19 protein-coding genes are annotated in these 16264 nt (G+C 40.6%); 14 read left to right on the top strand and 5 right to left on the bottom strand.

Annotated elements, in window-relative coordinates:
• The first annotated feature begins 20 nt into the window (after positions 1–20).
• The 7 genes from phoU to K217_RS0106420 are packed head-to-tail and all read left to right on the top strand — an operon-like array spanning position 21 to position 6019.
• The gene (gene phoU, locus K217_RS0106390) at positions 21–701 is read left to right on the top strand and encodes a phosphate signaling complex protein PhoU (protein ID WP_029552291.1); all 681 of its coding nucleotides are present in this window, start codon (positions 21–23) and stop codon (positions 699–701) included.
• The gene (gene tmk, locus K217_RS0106395; protein WP_038028138.1) at positions 701–1315 is read left to right on the top strand and encodes a dTMP kinase; all 615 of its coding nucleotides are present in this window, start codon (positions 701–703) and stop codon (positions 1313–1315) included. Before phoU ends, tmk begins: the two co-directional genes overlap by 1 nt.
• Before the next feature lie 10 nt (positions 1316–1325).
• Positions 1326–2780: a glycogen synthase gene (locus K217_RS0106400; protein WP_029552293.1), complete on the top strand. Its 1455-nt coding sequence runs from the start codon at positions 1326–1328 to the stop codon at positions 2778–2780.
• Complete coding sequence (gene rfaE2, locus K217_RS0106405; RefSeq protein ID WP_029552294.1) at positions 2770–3237, top strand: D-glycero-beta-D-manno-heptose 1-phosphate adenylyltransferase; 468 nt, start codon at positions 2770–2772, stop codon at positions 3235–3237. The genes K217_RS0106400 and rfaE2 overlap by 11 nt, the downstream gene beginning before the upstream one ends.
• 23 nt (positions 3238–3260) lie before the next feature.
• The gene (gene carB, locus K217_RS0106410; protein WP_029552295.1) at positions 3261–4934 is read left to right on the top strand and encodes a carbamoyl-phosphate synthase large subunit; all 1674 of its coding nucleotides are present in this window, start codon (positions 3261–3263) and stop codon (positions 4932–4934) included.
• An 18-nt stretch (positions 4935–4952) separates the two neighbouring features.
• Positions 4953–5594: a site-2 protease family protein gene (locus K217_RS0106415; RefSeq protein ID WP_029552296.1), complete on the top strand. Its 642-nt coding sequence runs from the start codon at positions 4953–4955 to the stop codon at positions 5592–5594.
• A complete protein-coding gene (locus K217_RS0106420) occupies positions 5591–6019 on the top strand; it encodes a hypothetical protein (protein WP_029552297.1) in 429 nt (142 codons plus the stop codon). Before K217_RS0106415 ends, K217_RS0106420 begins: the two co-directional genes overlap by 4 nt.
• Here K217_RS0106420 and K217_RS0106425 read toward each other — a convergent pair.
• Positions 6011–6493 (bottom strand): bifunctional nuclease family protein, encoded by a 483-nt coding sequence (locus K217_RS0106425; protein ID WP_029552298.1) that lies wholly within the window; start codon positions 6491–6493, stop codon positions 6011–6013. The genes K217_RS0106420 and K217_RS0106425 overlap by 9 nt on opposite strands.
• Positions 6494–6528: 35 nt before the next feature.
• Here K217_RS0106425 and K217_RS0106430 point away from each other — a divergent pair, with 35 nt between their 5' ends.
• The 6 genes from K217_RS0106430 to K217_RS0106455 are packed head-to-tail and all read left to right on the top strand — an operon-like array spanning position 6529 to position 11919.
• Entirely contained in the window at positions 6529–7179 is a 651-nt protein-coding gene (locus tag K217_RS0106430; RefSeq protein WP_029552299.1) for an ABC transporter ATP-binding protein, read from the top strand.
• Positions 7160–7984, top strand: coding sequence for a carboxylating nicotinate-nucleotide diphosphorylase (nadC, locus tag K217_RS0106435; protein WP_029552300.1), 825 nt, complete (start codon positions 7160–7162; stop codon positions 7982–7984). The genes K217_RS0106430 and nadC overlap by 20 nt, the downstream gene beginning before the upstream one ends.
• Before the next feature lie 10 nt (positions 7985–7994).
• Positions 7995–9674, top strand: a complete 1680-nt coding sequence (glgP, locus tag K217_RS0106440) for an alpha-glucan family phosphorylase (protein ID WP_029552301.1) — start codon at positions 7995–7997, stop codon at positions 9672–9674.
• Between the two features lie 4 nt (positions 9675–9678).
• Complete coding sequence (locus K217_RS0106445) at positions 9679–10569, top strand: ferritin-like domain-containing protein (protein ID WP_029552302.1); 891 nt, start codon at positions 9679–9681, stop codon at positions 10567–10569.
• On the top strand, positions 10562–11125 hold the full coding sequence (locus K217_RS0106450; RefSeq protein ID WP_029552303.1) for a D-sedoheptulose 7-phosphate isomerase: 564 nt from the start codon (positions 10562–10564) through the stop codon (positions 11123–11125). Before K217_RS0106445 ends, K217_RS0106450 begins: the two co-directional genes overlap by 8 nt.
• Entirely contained in the window at positions 11122–11919 is a 798-nt protein-coding gene (locus tag K217_RS0106455) for an NAD(+)/NADH kinase (RefSeq protein WP_029552304.1), read from the top strand. Before K217_RS0106450 ends, K217_RS0106455 begins: the two co-directional genes overlap by 4 nt.
• Here K217_RS0106455 and K217_RS07525 read toward each other — a convergent pair.
• Entirely contained in the window at positions 11854–12930 is a 1077-nt protein-coding gene (locus K217_RS07525) for a PHP domain-containing protein (protein WP_052178120.1), read from the bottom strand. The two genes, K217_RS0106455 and K217_RS07525, sit on opposite strands and share 66 nt — an antisense overlap.
• The gene (trpS, locus tag K217_RS0106465) at positions 12927–14108 is read right to left on the bottom strand and encodes a tryptophan--tRNA ligase (RefSeq protein WP_029552306.1); all 1182 of its coding nucleotides are present in this window, start codon (positions 14106–14108) and stop codon (positions 12927–12929) included. Before trpS ends, K217_RS07525 begins: the two co-directional genes overlap by 4 nt.
• 69 nt (positions 14109–14177) lie before the next feature.
• Here trpS and K217_RS0106470 point away from each other — a divergent pair, with 69 nt between their 5' ends.
• Positions 14178–15287, top strand: a complete 1110-nt coding sequence (locus K217_RS0106470; protein ID WP_029552307.1) for a S41 family peptidase — start codon at positions 14178–14180, stop codon at positions 15285–15287.
• Here the strand turns inward: K217_RS0106470 and K217_RS0106475 are convergent.
• Positions 15244–15762 carry a P-loop nucleotide/nucleoside kinase family protein gene (locus K217_RS0106475; protein ID WP_029552308.1) on the bottom strand — a complete coding sequence of 173 codons (519 nt, stop codon included), beginning with the start codon at positions 15760–15762 and terminating at the stop codon, positions 15244–15246. The two genes, K217_RS0106470 and K217_RS0106475, sit on opposite strands and share 44 nt — an antisense overlap.
• Positions 15762–16262 carry a DsbC family protein gene (locus tag K217_RS0106480; protein ID WP_029552309.1) on the bottom strand — a complete coding sequence of 167 codons (501 nt, stop codon included), beginning with the start codon at positions 16260–16262 and terminating at the stop codon, positions 15762–15764. Before K217_RS0106480 ends, K217_RS0106475 begins: the two co-directional genes overlap by 1 nt.
• Positions 16263–16264: the final 2 nt, after the last annotated feature.

The raw sequence follows: 16264 nt of genomic DNA on the forward strand, positions 1-16264 counted from the left end.
AGGTGTTATACTTAATCTTTATGAAACTGCACGCTGAGCTTGAAGAAACCAAACAGCTTGTTCTAAAGATGGCTGATGCGGTAAAAACCGCAGTGGAAAAGGCTATAGAATCACTTAACAAACAGGACAGCGCCCTTGCGGAAGAAATAATAAAGGGGGATGATTTTATAGATCAGTTAGAGGTTGAAATAGAGAGGCGCTGTATAAGAATGATAGCTCTGTATCAACCTGAAGCTGTGGATCTTAGGCTCATTATGGGTATGTATAAAGTGGTATCTGACTTAGAAAGAATAGGGGATGAAGCGGAGAATATAGCGGAGAGGTCCATCCTGTTATCCCAAGAACCTCCGTTAAAACCCTACATAAACCTAACCTTTATGGCAAACACTGTAAAGACTATGATAGAAGACGCGGTTATAAGTTTCTTCCACAGAGATACAGATCTTGCAAAAAAAGTTATAGAAAGGGATGATATGGTAGATGAACTTTATCATCAGTTGGAGAGAGAACTTATAACCTACGTGATGGAGGACCCAAGAAACATAAAAAGGGTCTTAAGTCTATCTTTTGTAGCAAGGCACTTTGAGAGGATGGCAGATCATGCAGAAAATATAGCGGAGATGGCAATATATTGGTCCGAAGGGGAAATGGTAAAACACCAGCACATAAAAGAAAAAAAAGAAGGAGAAACTGAGCAGTAGTGAAAGGTTTTATCATAAGCTTTGAGGGAATAGACGGTGCAGGAAAAAGCACACAGGCAAAAAAACTTTACCAATTTCTAAAACAGCTCGGCTGGAGTGTCTCCCTATACAGAGACCCAGGTTCAACTTTGTTGGCAGAAAGGCTAAGAGAAATGGTGTTAGAATCTAACTTAGACCCTATAACAGAGCTTCTTATGTTTGAAAGTGCAAGGTCAAGTCTTGTGTGGGAAAAGATCCTTCCAGACCTAAAAGAAGGTAAGATAATCATACTGGACAGGTTTATAGATTCAACTACCGCTTACCAAGGATATGGCAAAGAGATAAACTTGGGGACAGTAAATATTTTAAATCACATAGCCTGCAGGGGAATAAAGCCCAATCTCACTTTTTTGTTGAACGTTTCCTTAGAACGAGCTTTGCAAAGGTTAGGTGGTAAAAAAAGCAGGTTTGAAGACCCAAAATATTTAAAAAGGGTAAGGGATGGATACCTACAGATTTTTTATTCCGAAAAAGAAAGGGATATATTTCTGATAGACGCGGATAGGTCAGAGGAAGAGGTTTTTGAGGACATAAAAAACATAACCATAGAAAAGCTTCGAGCGGTATTAAAATAGAAGTTGAGTCATGAAAATAGTTATGGTTGCTACTGAAAGCGCACCATACATAAAGACTGGAGGGTTGGGAGACGTTGTCCATTCCCTTTCCAAGGCCCTCATTAAACTGGGACATACGGTCTATGTAATAATGCCCAAGTATGCAAAGTTAAGAAGGGATCTATCAAGAAAAGCAAAAGAAGGAGTGAGCTTATACTTTGATCACAAATGGCTTACCTTTGACATCTACGAAGACATACTGGACCATGTGAGATACTTTTTTATAGACTACAAAGACTATTACAACAGAGAATATCCTTACGCACCACCTAAGGGGGATTACCACGATAATGCGCTTAGGTTTGGTTTTCTTTGCTTAGCTAGCCTTCAGGCTATAAGAGAGCTAAAACTAAATCCTGATATTATCCACATACACGATTGGCATACGGGACTTTTACCACTATATAAGGGTCTTTATTACCATGATTTAGAAAAAGTGCCCGTTGTTTTTACTGTGCATAATGGTATGCATCAGGGCATATTTGACGCTCAATTTTTGCCTTCCTTAAACTTGCCATGGGAACTGTTCCGTCCTTACGGTGGGATAGAGTTTTACGGAAAGATAAACTTTATGAAAGCTGGAGTGCTCTTCTGCGATGTTTTGACTACCGTAAGCCCTTCTTATGCAGAAGAGTTAAAGCAGTCTTGCTACGGACTGGAAGGAGTCTTTAGAGAGAAAAAATACTTTTTTGGCATATTAAACGGCATAGACTACGATGTTTGGAATCCAGAGAGTGACCAGCTAATAATTTCAAACTATAGTGTAAAAAACTTTAAGAAGGGTAAGCTAAAAAATAAGGCTCATATTAAAGAAATATTTGGTTTAAAAACTGAAGATTATAGGCCATTAATAGGCATTGTAGCAAGGCTTACCGCTCAAAAAGGTTTTGACCTTTTGGCTTTGGCGGTGGAAGAGATAATAAAAGAAGAGTTTGATATGATAATACTTGGCTCGGGAGAGGATAGGTATAAGGAGATGCTAATGGAACTAAGCAGGAAGTTCCTAAATTTTAAGGTACGTATTGAATATTCTGAAGAGTTAGCCCATAAAATATACGCGGGCGCGGATATGTTTCTTATGCCATCCCTTTTTGAACCGTGCGGTATATCCCAGATGATCGCTATGCGCTATGGGACTGTGCCAATAGTTAGGCGCACAGGTGGTTTGAAAGATACGGTAAAGGATGTGCTGGAAGATCCAAAAAACGGCACAGGCTTTAGCTTTGAAAACTATGACCCAAAGGATATGATGAACTCTCTGCTAAGGGCAAGGGTCTTTTACGATATGGAGTTTTGCAACTCACACAGGGTATGGTCGGATATTGTAAAGAGATGTATGAAACAGGATTTTTCTTGGGAAAAAAGCGCAAGGGAGTATGAATCTGTCTATTCTACCGCAAGGATGCTAAGGCTCTATGATCATTGAACTGAACGAACTTCTCAGTTTGCTAAAGGACCTAAGGGGGAAGAAAAAGATCGTTTTTACCAACGGATGTTTTGACATACTCCACGCAGGGCACGCAGATTATCTAAAAAAGGCTAAATCTTTGGGAGACATACTTGTTGTAGGCATAAACTCTGACGAGTCCATAAGAAGAATAAAAGGCGAAAAAAGGCCTATAATACCGCAAGAGCTGAGAGCTTTTCTTTTGGACAGTCTAAAACCGGTGGATTACGTGGTTATTTTCGAAGAGGACACACCTTTGGAGCTCATAAAAGCCATAAAGCCGGACGTTTTGGTAAAGGGTGCAGATTGGGATGTGGATAAGATAGTTGGTGCAGACTTTGTGCTGTCTTACGGTGGAAAGGTCGAAAGGATAGAATTTTCCTTTGAGATCTCTACTAGCAAGATCATTGAGAAGATATTAAAAGCATACTGCTAAGCTGTGATAAAATTACACTTTTAATGCCTAAGGACACATCCATAAGGAGAATTTTAATAATCGGATCGGGTCCAATAGTCATAGGTCAAGCTGCAGAGTTTGATTATTCCGGCACTCAAGCCTGTAAGGCTCTAAAGCAAGAAGGATACGAAGTGGTGCTTATCAACTCTAACCCTGCAACCATCATGACAGACCCACACATGGCGGACAGAACCTACATAGAACCTCTTACCGTTGAAGTGGTAGAAGAGATTATAAGAAAGGAAAAACCCGATGCACTTCTTCCCACCCTTGGGGGGCAGACTGCTCTTAACTTAGCGGTAAAGCTTCACGAAGAAGGAATTTTGGAAAAGTATGGAGTTAGACTTATAGGTGCTAACTACGAAGCTATAAAGAAAGGAGAAGATAGAGAGCTTTTTAGACAGGCTATGAGAAAGATAGGACTAAAGGTGCCAGAAAGTGCAGTAGTATCATCATTGGAGGAAGGTTTAAAGGCTGTAAAGGAGATAGGTTTTCCGGTAATTCTAAGACCTGCTTTTACCCTTGGAGGCACAGGTGGTTCCATAGCCTACAATGTGGAAGAGTTCAAAGAAAAATTGGAAATAGCCCTTAAGACATCTCCTATACATCAGGTGCTTTTGGACAAATCGCTGATAGGTTGGAAGGAGTATGAATTTGAGGTAATAAGAGACAAAAAGGACAATGTGATCATAGTATGTTCCATAGAAAACTTTGACCCAATGGGTGTGCATACGGGCGATTCTATAACAGTAGCTCCAGCTCAAACGCTTACTGACAAAGAGTATCAGATCCTAAGGGATGCATGCATAGAGATTATGAGAGAGATAGGAGTGGATACGGGAGGATCTAACATACAGTTTGCGGTTAATCCGGAAAATGGAGACTTTTACGTTATTGAGATGAACCCGAGAGTTTCAAGGTCTTCAGCTCTTGCTTCAAAAGCAACAGGCTTTCCCATAGCAAAGGTGGCAGCAAAGTTAGCGGTGGGATATACCTTAGATGAGCTAAAGAACGAAATAACAAAGCACACTCCTGCCAGCTTTGAGCCATCCATAGATTACGTGGTTGTTAAAATCCCACGCTTTGATTTTGCCAAGTTTCCAGAGGCAGACAGAACCTTAACCACTATGATGAAGTCCGTGGGAGAAGTTATGGCTATTGGGAGGACTTTCAAAGAAGCTCTGATGAAAGCTATAAAAAGCTTAGAAATGGACAGATACGGTTTATACATACCTTCAATAGCCAAACTCTCGGACGAAGAGCTAAGAAATGCCATCAGAACACCAAACCCAGATAGGTTATGGCACATAGCGGAGGGCTTTAGAAGAGGCTTTAGCATAGATGAGATCTACGAGCTTTCTTACATAGACAGATGGTTTTTATACAACATAAAGCAGATAGTGGATTTTGAAAAAGTTCTCTTTGAAAGACAGTTGGATGAAGAAACGCTCAGGCAAGCAAAGGAAATGGGCTTTTCAGACAGAGAGATCGCAAGAATAAAGGGCATGTCAGAAGAAGAGGTAAGAACTCTGAGAAGCTCTTATGGTCTTTTCCCAGCATTTAAAGGGGTGGATACTTGCGCAGGGGAATTTTTTGCCTACACGCCCTATTACTACTCTTCTTACGAAAGACCATACTATCACATAGACGGGACAGTTCTGATTGATGAAGATTAAGGTTAAAATTTAGAAGCCATGAATGTTCAGGATCTTGTGATAGCCATACCAGCTATAATGGTTGCAGTTATACTTCATGAATATGCCCACGGATGGGTTGCGTATAAAATGGGAGATCCAACCGCAAAGGAGGAAGGAAGGCTAACCCTAAACCCAATCCCACACATTGACCTTTTGGGAACCTTAGTTTTCCCAGCCATACTCCTGTTGATCGGCTCAAACATACTCTTTGGTTGGGCAAAACCAGTTCCTATAAACCCTTTTAGGTTCAGGGACCTAAGAAAGGGAACCTTCTTTGTATCTATAGCGGGCGTGTGTATGAATTTAGCCTTAGCATCCACCTTTGGACTTTTATATAGGATCGCAGAAGCAGGCTATTTGGACTTTCTAACTCCAGCGGTGGTCCAGCCCCTTGTGATCTTCTTTGTTAAGTCGGTGATGATAAACACCGTGTTGGCGGTTTTTAACATAATACCAATCCCTCCATTGGATGGTAGTAGGGCGATCATGAGCTTCTTTTCCTTAAAACATTGGGAGCTTTTTTACAGATTTGAAATGTACGGTTTTCTTATCATTATGCTCCTTCTCTTTACAGGCATTTTACAAAGGATCATCGCTCCCATTGTGATATTCTTATATGGGGTGTTCTTGGGATTATGAGGTCTTGGAGTTATCTGATTCAAGTTAGGGCTTATTCTAAGGAAGGCTTAACAGAAGAATCTGCTTTGTATGTTGTTTCCCTCCCGCCAGACCCAGAACTGCTAAAGAAGGTGGATTTAGAATGTTATGCGACCTCTTATCTTCCCATCCAAACAGTTATAGAGGTTGCCCATGCTTACGCAATAGGCACGGACGAGAAAATAGAAAACCTTGACAGGTATTCTCTGTTGGGCTACAGAGAGGATATGGACCTATACATATTCAAAGAAGGAGTAAGTTTTAAAGAAGGACTGACGAAGGTTTTTCTTTTGATATTGGACACATTAAAGTCCAAGGGAGAATACGAAAGAATAGAACCGGTGGTGGATGTGGGCACGCCTCCTTTGGAGCTTATGCTTGAGTGCTTAAAGCTTGCATCAGCTTAAACCTTTTTCAAAGTCCTCTGGTTTTATGTTTTCCAGCCACTCTCTCAACTTTTCTTTTTCTTCGTCCTCCTCTGGCTTTGGCACCCTTGACTTTTCTATCACAGACTCTTCTACAAATATCGGAGCTGAAAACCTTAAAGCTAAGTTTATAGCGTCGCTGGGTCTTGAATCAATTACAAGAAGGTTGTTCCCTTGAATTATGTGAATCTCTGCGTAGTAAGTACTATCTCTTAGATCACTTATCACCACTTTATCTACCACTCCTCCCATTTGCAATATAAGGTTCTTCATAAGCTCGTAGGTCATCGGTCTTGGGGGCTCTACCTTTTGAAGTTCTCGAAGGATACTATCCGCTTCAAAAATGCCTATCCATATGGGAAGTATTACATCGTCTTCTTCCTTAGACTTTAGAACCACTATGGGCATTTGGGATACTGGGTCTAAGGTTACACCATGTACTACCATCTCAAACATTTCTTCAACCTCCTCACTATGTAAAATATAAGTCTGTGATCTTTGTTGAAAACTTGTTCAAGGTATATCCAGACGGCACCAAGGCTTTAAAGGGGGTCAGCTTTAGTGTAGCTAAAGGTGAGTTTTTGGGTCTAATGGGACCCTCTGGCTCAGGCAAAAGCACGCTACTTCATCTAATAGCGGGTTTAGAAAAACCCACCACTGGAAGGGTTTTTGTAGAAGGGATAGAAATAACCGCTATGGACGAGGATCAACTTTCTGATTTTAGAAAAAATAACATTGCCTTTATATTTCAGTTTTACTACCTTTTGGAAGACTTTAGCGTTTTGGAAAATCTAACAATTGTGGGAGAGCTGGTAGGCCAAAAGGATCCAAAAAAGAAAGCTTTAGAAATATTGGAGTTTTTAAGGCTATCCCACAGAAAGAATCACAAACCTTACCAGCTATCGGGAGGGGAGCAACAGAGAACTGCCATTGGAAGAGCGCTCATGTTAGAGCCCAAGATCATACTTGCAGACGAACCAACGGGAAACTTGGACTTAGAAGAAGGTAAAAAGATCTTTGAGCTTTTCTTAGAGCTCAGAAGACAAAGAGGCATAACCTTTATAATAGCTACCCACAATCAGGAGATGAAAAACTACTTTGACAGGATTTTGAGGTTAAAGGATGGAGTTTTGGAAGATTGATAGGATCCTACTTAACTTTTTGGAGGAAGACGTAGGATTTGGAGACATAACTACAGAAAGCATATGCAGAGGAGAAAGGGCTAAAGCGGTATTTTTAGCCAAAGAAAAGGGTGTGTGCGCAGGACTTGATTTTTCTATAAGAATTTTTCAACTGCTTGGAGATGTAAAGGTAATAAGAGCTTGGGAGGAAGGAAAGGAGTTCAAAAAGGGGGATGTGCTTTTGGAAATTGAAGCAAGCGCGGAGGTGCTTTTGAAGGGAGAAAGGACCGCCTTAAATCTACTTCAGAGACTAAGCGGTATTGCTTTTCTGACGAGGGAGTTTGTCAAAAGGCTTCAGGGAACAAAAACAAGACTTTTGGACACAAGAAAAACTACACCAGGACTCAGATACTTTGAAAAGTATGCGGTAAGGATGGGAGGAGGAACGAACCATCGGTTTGCTTTATACGATATGGTGCTCATAAAAGACAACCACAAGCGCATAGCGGGAGGTATAGGGGAAGCTATAAGAAGGGTAAAAGAAAGAATAGGACCTGCTTATAAAATAGAGGTGGAAGTAGAGAGTTTGGAGGAATTAGAAGAAGCCTTAAGCTGGAAGGTAGATATTGTTTTGCTTGATAACTTTAGTCCGCAGATGGTAAGGGAGGCGATAAAGCTAATAGGGGGAAGGGCTGAGGTTGAAGTTTCTGGAAATATAACCCTTGATAACATAAAAGACTACGCTATAGAAGGTGTGGATTATATATCCAGTGGGTCAATCACCCACTCCGCAAGATGGTTGGATATTAGTATGAGGGTTTTATAATAACTTTGCTATGATAGCTTACTTTGCAATGGAAATAGGATTGGAAGATAGGATACCCACTTACAGTGGAGGGTTGGGAACGCTTGCTGGGGACACGCTTTACGCATACGCAGATATTGGAATACCTGCGGTAGGTATAACCCTTCTTTACAAAAAAGGATACGTTTCTCAAAGAATAACCCCAAGCGGTATGCAGTTAGACTTTGATACGCCATGGGACTACAAAAAGATTCTAAAACCTACTAATCTGCAATTGCAAATAAGCTTTGGGGACTTAGTCCAAGAATTCACCGCTTGGGAATACTCAATAATCGGCAGGGAAGAGGTTAAGGTTTTTTTTCTTGATGCAAGCTTGCCAAAGAACGACCCGGAGATAAGAAAACTAAACGACAGACTGTATTACGACGATGGCATACTTAGACTGCGCCAAGAGATACTCTTAGGAATAGGTGGATACAGACTTTTGAAGGCCCTTGGATACAACATAAGTGTTTATCACATAAACGAAAGCCATTCTGCCTTTTTAATAGTTGAACTTCTAAGGGAGTTTGGAAGTAAAGAGGAGGTTCGTAAAAGGTGCGTTTTTACCACACACACGCCCGTGCCCGTAGGACACGACAAGTTTCCGGTAGATATGGTAAAGCAAGAGCTAAAGTCCTACGATCATATAGATTGGGATAAGGAGGCTGAAGAAGGCTTTATAAACCTCTCTAAGCTTGCCTTAAACTACAGCGGAAAAGTAAATGCAGTTTCTTACAAACACATGTTTGTGTCCTCAAATATTTTCCCTGAATGCTCTGTTTTTTCAGAAGGTCACTGTAAGATGTATTATGTGACCAACGGCGTTTATCACAAAAGGTGGATCCATCGGGAAATTCAGGAACTGTTTAACGAGTACATACCAGGTTGGGACGAAAATCCCATCCTTCTTGGCCAAGCATACTACATTCCTTCCGAGCTACTCCTAAAAGCCCACATGAGGGTAAAGAGTGATCTGGTAAATTTGGTAAATAAACTGACAGATTCCAGCTTTTCGGATGATGTTTTCACTATATGCGTAGCAAGAAGGATGACCGCTTACAAAAGGAACAATCTAATACTTTCTGATATAGAAAGGCTAAAATATATAGCGGAGCACAACGGATATATGCAGATTATCTTTGCTGGCAAGGCACATCCAAAGGACACCTTTGGAAAGGAAATGATAGCGGACATAATCAACAAGTCTAAGAAGCTCAAAGAGATAACAAGAAGCGTAAAGGTAGCCTTTTTGGAAAATTACAGCATTGAAATGGCAAAACTTTTGGTTGCGGGGTGTGACGTGTGGCTGAATAATCCAAGGAGGCCATACGAGGCGTGTGGAACAAGCGGGATGAAAGCTGGAATGAACGGGGTGCTGAATTTTAGCACCTGGGACGGTTGGTGGTTGGAGGGAGGCATTGAAGGTATAAACGGCTGGGGTATTGGTCCAAAGCCAAAGTGGGATGATCTTTCTGAGTCCAACGATAAAGAAGACTTAGAGGACATCTACGGAAAATTAGCCCATATAATATTGCCTATGTTCTACAGCAGAAAGGACGAATGGGTCAGAATGATGAAAAACAGCATTGCAACCATAGGAGCTTACTTTAATACTTACAGAATGGCTTACGAATACTTAGGTAAAATTTATCAAATTGGTTTGAGGTAAGATCATGAGCAAAAAAGAGCTTATAAGCTTACTACTTTATGACGTTGCCTTAGAACACTCTGCCATAGTTCAGTATCTTTATCACATATTTCTGATAACCGATGCCAACATAACCTCCGAAATAGAGGAAATAGCCCGGCAAGAGATGCGTCATCTGAAGTGGTTTGCCCAAAAGGTGGTTCAGCTTGGAGGGGAGGTAGTCCTTGACAGGTTAGAGGACATGATAATGGTGGGTGGTCCAGATTGGGCGGACATGCTTTCAAAGGATGTGCTTGCGGAAGAGATGGCTATAGAGATCTACACAAAGCAGTTGGATGTTGTAAAAGATGACTCGGTAAAGAGGCTCTTAGAAAGGGTCATAAAGGACGAAAACACCCATAAATTTGAGTTTAGTGAGTTAAGAGACAAGGTTAAAGAGGGGATGATTTGTTACCAAGAAGAAAGACAAAAAGTAGATCAAAAAACCTTAGAGGTGCTCAACAAGTTCCTACAGGAGGAGTATGCAAGCATAATAAAATACCTTTACCAGTTCTTCCACTCAAAGGACATAAACCACAGGGATGTTATGCTTGACATAGCCATAGAGAGCATGGTGCATATGGGAAAGATAGGAGAAAAGATAGGAGAGCTTGGTGGTATGCCCAATATAAAGACGGACCTTTCACCTATAAAATACAAAGGTATGCAAGAAAGTTTGAAAGAAGATATAGCTTTTGAACAGCAAGCCATGGGTGAGTATGAGAAGGACATAAAAAGCTTAGCAGACCCAGAAATAAAAAGACTTTTTGAATTTATAGAGCATCAAGAAGAGTATCACAGACATATGCTGATGGAACTTTTTAAGAAGATGAGAAAACTCACGGTGGGAGATCTGAGAAAGAGCAAAGATGATTGATTTGGTGATAAATTCCTTTAGGGAAAGCGCGGATGTAAAGCTTGCCTTTGTGGAAACTTACGCAGAAAGGCTTTTGGAGGTGGGGAAAATAATAGCCAATGCACTAAAAGATGGAAACAAGGTCCTACTTTTTGGAAACGGTGGAAGTGCAGCAGATGCCCAACACATAGCAGCAGAGATCGTGGGAAGGTTCAAGAAAGAGAGAAAGGCATTGCCAGCCATTGCCCTAACAACCGATACTTCTATACTTACTGCAGTTGGAAACGATTACGGCTTTGAAACGATCTTTGAAAGACAAATAGAAGCCCTCTGCATGCCCGGAGACATAGCCATAGGCATAACCACCTCCGGCAACTCAGAGAATGTCATAAGAGGATTAAAAAAAGCCCACGACCTTGGTGCAACCACCATAGCTCTAACTGGAAGAGACGGGGGAAAGGTAGTGGATATTGCCCATTACTCTTTTATAGTCCCATCTTACGATACCGCAAGAATACAGGAGTGCCACATAACCATTGGACACGTACTTTGTGAAATAATAGAGCATCTTTTATGAAAGTGCTTTTGTTTGTAAAAAACTCTCCCAATGCCTTAGATACGGCGGAAAGTGTTCAGAAGTTTTTAGAAGACAAAGGTATTGGAGTAAAGATCTTCATCAACGAGCCGGGGAAAGTTCCAGAAGAAGGAGACTACAAGCTAACCATAGTGATAGGAGGGGATGGTACCTTTTTGGCTGGAGCAAGGTTTTCTGCAGTCAAAGGCATACCAATTTTGGGCATCAATGAAGGTAAGTTCGGTTTTCTGACAGAGGTTGATAGGGACGAATGCTTTAGTATTATTCAGGAAATTTTGGAAGGAAAGCTAAAACCTCAAAAAAGGATGATGATCTCCGCCTTTGTAGAAGATAAGTTAATAGGGCACTATCTTAACGATGTGGTCCTTTCTAAGCTCAGTTTGGCAAGAATGGTGGAGGTGTCTGCCTTTGTAGATGGTGAATTTATGGTAAGGGTTTACGGAGATGGTATTTTGCTTTCCACACCAACGGGCTCCACAGCCTACGCACTGTCCGCAGGGGGTCCCATAGTCCATCCCTCTTTGGAAACAATACTCTTTGTTCCCATATGTCCTCACACTCTGTCCAACAGACCCGTGTTAATCCCACCCACTTCAGAAATAAGCCTTGTTTCCAGCTCTCCTACCTTTTTGACCCTTGATGGACAGGAGGGGATGGAAATAGAACCAAAAAAGAAAATAACGGTTAAAAAATCACCCTACTATTGCGTTCTATACACCCATCCCAGAAGAAGCTTTTTCCACATTCTCAGGGAAAAGCTCAGGTGGGGAAGATAAAACAAAAAGCAAAGCTGGTTTTATTCCAAAGTAAAAGTTTTTGAGCTTGAAAGAATAAAGAAAACCTACGTATATATTCCTACCCTCTTCAATCGGTAATTGTAGATTGCACCCTTGGTAGTAACTTTTTGACTTATCTGTAATGTGTAGGACCAAAAAGTTTTCGTAAGGAGAGAGAACCCTGACATTGGCTCTATCTTTGTAAGTTAAGAATACCTTTCGGTGAAAAGAAATCAGATTTAAACCAGATGTAATGGCGTCCAAAAGTTCAGTGGCTGAATTTACAGGCTTATTGGTTATCAAGAAATTTCTCATAAGATAAAAAGACTGAGAATAAGAGGGGAAAAGAATTCTTTTGCCTACTTCCCTTATGTAGATCTTGGTGTGGTGGTCCAGTCCTCCCAAGATGGGATTGTTCCAGCCTTCTTGGATGTATCTTACAGCATAGCTTTCTACATTTATAACCTTCTTTAAAAGTTCAAGGGACTTCTCTTTGATAAAGGGATACAGAAGCATCACCGCAGGCAGGAAGAAAAACAGCTTCTTTTTGTCTTCAAGAAGGGCGTCTTTTAGGTCTATTATTTCCAAAAAATAACCTTCTTTGTTAAGTTTCCACCTGTATTTTTCCTTAAAGGGATGGGCTATGATTCTGAGCTTATCAATTTCTAAGAGATCTCCCAATATGCCATCTTTACTGTTTATTTTTCTCTCCACTCCAGCAACGGTTTTGTTGTTGCAAAAATGTTTGAAGTTGTCATTGTCATGATCTGTTATAAGGGCAAAGTCTATATTTTCCTTTTCCATGGCAGAAAAAACATCTTCCGGTTTTCCCAAAGAATCGTAGGAAAACTGGGTGTGAATGTGAGCTTGGTAGGAATACACAAAAAGGTTGGGAATTTTATCAGGCAGGTCATTTACATGTTTAGCCTTTATCCATCTAAAAGGAAAAAGAAAAACTGCCAGAATGTAAAGCACAGAGACAAGGATAAGTAAAAGAACAAACTCTATCACAGCTTCATCTTTTCTTTAACTTCCTCTAAGGTTTGTCTTGCGATCTGCCTAGCTCTTTGGGAACCTTCCATAAACACTTCCTTAATATCTTTAATGGATTTTTCCACCTCCAGTCTTTTCTCTCTTATGGGTTCCAAAAAACTTTCCAAACTTTCAAACATGATCTTTTTACAATCTACACAGCCTAAGGTTCCGCTCATGCAATCAACCTCTATCTGTTGGGTTTTTTCACTGTTGGTAAATAGGCGATGGTAAAAGAAAACTGGGCATATGTGGGGTCTTCCGGGATCTCCTTTTCTGAGCTTTTGGGGATCTGTGAAAAACTTCATAACCTTCTGCCTGACCTCTTCTTTTCCATCTGCAAAAAATATGGCGTTGTTGTAAGACTTACTCATCTTTCTTCCGTCTGTTCCCAAAAGCCTTGGAGTTTCTGTTAGTAATGCTTTTGGTTCTGGAAAAACTTCTCCGTAAAGTTGATTGAACCTTCGGGCAATTTCTCTACTTAGCTCTATGTGCGGAAGCTGATCCTCTCCCACCGGCACAGCCTCAGCCTTGTATATCAGAATATCCACCGCCTGCAAAACTGGATAACCCAAAAAGCCATAAGTGTCTGTGTCATAAAAGTCTCTCTTTGAAACATTTAACCTGTTTAATATTTCAGGCTCCAACAAGCCCTCAAAGACTGCCCTTATGAAGCTATCGGATAAGGTATCCAAGATTACCTCTTCAAAAGCTTCAAAATCAACTATCTTGTAAGGAACCTTGGCAAGAAACTCTTTAACTAAGTCTCTCAATCCCCCTTTAAAACTAAGCTCTAAGTCTGAAATCCTCAGAAGGTTTAGCTTCATATCTTTGTATGTTGGGTTCCACTCAAGCCAGCTTTTTGGCGTGATCATAGAAAAGATGAGAAAAAGTTCTAACTCTTCTTTTACTTCAGATTGTATAAAGAGTGTGCTTTTGTTTGGGTCCAAACCAAGTGCTATCCAATCTATCATTACCTGTTCTATGTTTTCCTTTATCTGCTCCGTGTTTTTGTAAGCTGTGGTCAGCGCGTGCCAGTCTGCTATCATGTAAAAGGTTTCATGTTTTTCCTGAAGTTCCACCCAGTTTTTGATAACCCCAAAGTAATGACCCAAGTGAAGTTTGCCTGTGGGTCTCATACCACTAAGCACTTTCATAGCAATATCTATTTTAAAAACAACCAAACCACTGGTAAAACTGCACAAAGTTTATAATTTCTTTAGTTCATGAGCCTACCTCTTTTGCTGTTAATACTCCTGGTCTTCTCTTCTTACGCCCAGGAGTACTGCCCAAAGGAGGAGACTCTTGCTAAGCTCAAGGATTATATCGCTCGCTACTATCTATGGAAGCACAAAATAGGGGAACTCCCGGAGTGGAAAGACGAATCAGAAGCTATAGCCTTCCTGCGATCAAAGGGGGATAGATGGACTACTATAACTAAGTTGGAAGACGACAGAAATTGGTATTCTGAGGCAAAAATGTTTGGCATAGGCATCAGGTGGGATGAGGATGGCACCATAGTTAAGGTGTTTGAAAATTCTCCAGCCCAAAGGATTGGACTAAAACCAGGAGACATAATCTACTCAATAAACGGAGAAACTGATAAAAGTAAATGGAGTATTATCATTAGAAACACACCTGCAGATATTCCCATTAGGTTGGTAATAATCAAAAACGGCATGTTTGTGGAGGTGGAAATTTTTAAAGACTACTTTACTGTAAACCCCATTGAAGAAAGACGAATAATAATGCTGGGAAACAAAAAGTTAGGTTATGTCCATCTTGTGAATTTTACCAATCCTGCGGTAAAGGGTTTTGCAGATGCCTTGTGGTATTTTCAAGAAGAAGGCATTGATGCCCTGATAATTAACCTAAGCAACAACAGTGGAGGGCTTATATCGGTAGCAAAGGCTATAGCGGACATGCTCATAAGTGGGGAAGGCGTAATGTTCTACTTGGAAGGTTCGGGAAACGGTATAAGTGTTTATGAGTTTAAAAAAGAAAAAATGCTTGATAAACCTATTTTTGTTATAGTAAACAAAAACACAGCTTCAGCTGCTGAGCTTTTGGCAAGTTTGCTGAAAAGATACGCAGGCGCAATAGTTGCAGGAGAACCAACAGTTGGAAAATATGTTGGAAGCAACATGTATTTCTTGAACAACTGTGGTTTAGTTTTGAGGTTAATCACCTTTGCAATGAAACTTCCAGATGGTAGTTTTGTGGTAGGAGAAAAGGGCTTGGAACCAGACTGTAGAGCAGAAAAAGGTAATTTAGAAAAGGCGTTGGATTGTTTTAAGAGTGTGATCGCTCCAGAATCTCTTTCAGCCTCTCCCTAATATAGCCGGAGTTTTTCGTAGTATCCAGTATGAAGGCTTCCTCTGGTGGTTCAAAAACTTCTTTCTGTCTTAGGTATATTTCAACATCCGCATCAGATATGTCTTCCCTTGAGTTCAGTCTTTTTATTATTTCTTCTTCGTCGGCGGTTATCCAAACAAACACCGCCTTGGGAAACTTTTTTAATACCATGTCCCTTTGCCATTTTTTAAGAAAGGTAGCATCCAAAACCACGCTTTTACCCTGCATTAATTTTTCTTCAGCAATCTCCAGCATGCGCTCATAGACCTTCTTTGTCCAATCCTCCGCATAAATACCTTCCGAAAAACCTACTTTTACCTTTTTAGTGGGCTCCAAACCAGCCATTTCTTTTCTTATTTGGTCACTCCTTATCCACTCAAATCCAAATTCCTTATGCAGAATGTTTGCTACAAAGGACTTTCCGCTTCCAGACAGTCCAACTAATACTAACAACATCACCTCTTTATACCCATTATTTCAAGCATTCTTGGATTGTAGCCTTCTATGATTTTGTAGTCTTTTAGGATTATGTTGTAAGGAGTAGCATTTATGTTCAATGCTTTTGCTATCTCTAAGTGCTCATCTACGAGAGGACATTTGGGGACGTTTAAAGGTTTTCCATCCATCTTTCCAGAAAGCACTTCATCCAAAGCCTTTATCTTGTTCTTTGAGCACGCTATATAGTCAGATTTTGCCCGGCTCTCCGGAAAGCTGGGAAAGGGAAGGAGAAATACATAGACTTTTAGCCTGTCCGGATACTTTTTTAGCTCCTGCCACTCTTTCCTGCAGTGCATACAGTCTGGGTTCATAAATGTAATAAGTTCTACCTTTCCTTTTCCAAACACTATGGCTTTGCTTAAAGGTATTTGTCTTACCTGTTCTTTGATGAACTCACTGTATAGGTCTTGAGAGAAAACAACGGAAATTAAAGCAAAAAATAAAAGCCAGAGTCTCATAT

The sequence above is a fragment of the Thermocrinis jamiesonii genome, assembly GCF_000702425.1.
Lineage (GTDB): Bacteria > Aquificota > Aquificia > Aquificales > Aquificaceae > Thermocrinis > Thermocrinis jamiesonii.

What these genes read in the sequence shown, in the direction of transcription:
- rfaE2 (WP_029552294.1), top strand. Translation starts at nt 2,770, where the DNA reads ATGATCATTGAACTGAACGAACTTCTCAGTTTGCTAAAGGACCTAAGG.
- K217_RS0106445 (WP_029552302.1), top strand. Translation starts at nt 9,679, where the DNA reads ATGAGCAAAAAAGAGCTTATAAGCTTACTACTTTATGACGTTGCCTTA.
- glgP (WP_029552301.1), top strand. Translation starts at nt 7,995, where the DNA reads ATGATAGCTTACTTTGCAATGGAAATAGGATTGGAAGATAGGATACCC.
- trpS (WP_029552306.1), bottom strand. Translation starts at nt 14,108, where the DNA reads ATGAAAGTGCTTAGTGGTATGAGACCCACAGGCAAACTTCACTTGGGT.
- carB (WP_029552295.1), top strand. Translation starts at nt 3,261, where the DNA reads ATGCCTAAGGACACATCCATAAGGAGAATTTTAATAATCGGATCGGGT.
- K217_RS0106415 (WP_029552296.1), top strand. Translation starts at nt 4,953, where the DNA reads ATGAATGTTCAGGATCTTGTGATAGCCATACCAGCTATAATGGTTGCA.
- K217_RS0106480 (WP_029552309.1), bottom strand. Translation starts at nt 16,262, where the DNA reads ATGAGACTCTGGCTTTTATTTTTTGCTTTAATTTCCGTTGTTTTCTCT.
- K217_RS0106400 (WP_029552293.1), top strand. Translation starts at nt 1,326, where the DNA reads ATGAAAATAGTTATGGTTGCTACTGAAAGCGCACCATACATAAAGACT.
- nadC (WP_029552300.1), top strand. Translation starts at nt 7,160, where the DNA reads ATGGAGTTTTGGAAGATTGATAGGATCCTACTTAACTTTTTGGAGGAA.
- phoU (WP_029552291.1), top strand. Translation starts at nt 21, where the DNA reads ATGAAACTGCACGCTGAGCTTGAAGAAACCAAACAGCTTGTTCTAAAG.
- K217_RS0106420 (WP_029552297.1), top strand. Translation starts at nt 5,591, where the DNA reads ATGAGGTCTTGGAGTTATCTGATTCAAGTTAGGGCTTATTCTAAGGAA.
- K217_RS0106470 (WP_029552307.1), top strand. Translation starts at nt 14,178, where the DNA reads ATGAGCCTACCTCTTTTGCTGTTAATACTCCTGGTCTTCTCTTCTTAC.
- K217_RS0106450 (WP_029552303.1), top strand. Translation starts at nt 10,562, where the DNA reads ATGATTGATTTGGTGATAAATTCCTTTAGGGAAAGCGCGGATGTAAAG.
- K217_RS0106475 (WP_029552308.1), bottom strand. Translation starts at nt 15,762, where the DNA reads ATGTTGTTAGTATTAGTTGGACTGTCTGGAAGCGGAAAGTCCTTTGTA.
- K217_RS0106425 (WP_029552298.1), bottom strand. Translation starts at nt 6,493, where the DNA reads ATGTTTGAGATGGTAGTACATGGTGTAACCTTAGACCCAGTATCCCAA.
- K217_RS0106455 (WP_029552304.1), top strand. Translation starts at nt 11,122, where the DNA reads ATGAAAGTGCTTTTGTTTGTAAAAAACTCTCCCAATGCCTTAGATACG.